The sequence below is a fragment of the Roseateles sp. P5_B10 genome (assembly GCF_056400485.1).
The window spans coordinates 1-597 of record NZ_JBFULE010001607.1 but is presented as its reverse complement, the minus strand read 5'-3'; the positions used below and the strand labels follow the sequence as shown (position 1 = coordinate 597).

Sequence of the window (597 nt, the reverse complement as noted above, 5' to 3'; positions counted from 1 at the left end):
GTTCAGTCCGTTCAAGCACCCGGAACGCAGCAGCATCGACGCGCGCAGCCTGACGCCAGATGTCGTTGATCGACGCAAAGCCGTCGAACACCAGCTGGCGCACCGTTACCGACGCCTCGCTGCCGTTGACATAGGAGCCATTGCCGGCCGGCGCAGGAACAATCGCCCGGTTCAACATCTCGGGGCCGGTATTCGCCTGCAGCCTGATCTGAGGCAGCAAAGTACCTTGGCTCTGGCGAAGTTCGGCTTCGGTGGCACGGCGATTGGCAGACGCCTCGCCGACACCTGGATTCGTCTTTACCGCCTGATTGATGGCGTCAAGAATGAAAAATGGCTCGGCTGCATGAGCGAGCTGGCCGCTCGATCCTAGCAATACAACTACAAGGAAAATCTTTGCGATCTGCTTCATGGATTGAGCGCTAACAAGAAACGGTACTTGCCGCAATCCGAAAGCCACATTTTGGATCGAAAACTGACTCATTGTTGCAAGAATGCATTACCTCGCCCGGAGGCGGCACGGTCCGCTTATCCGTCGCGGCGCTGTCATTTTCGTCCCTGATTTCAGTCATTTATCAATGCCTAACAACAGGTTAACAC

General features: G+C 55.9%; 1 protein-coding gene. It reads right to left on the bottom strand.

Annotated elements, in window-relative coordinates; all coding sequences use genetic code 11:
• The coding region (locus AC1DU6_RS34865) for a hypothetical protein (protein WP_477863103.1) at nt 1-409 on the bottom strand (409 nt) is incomplete at its 3' end.
• Between the last annotated feature and the right edge of the window lie 188 nt (nt 410-597).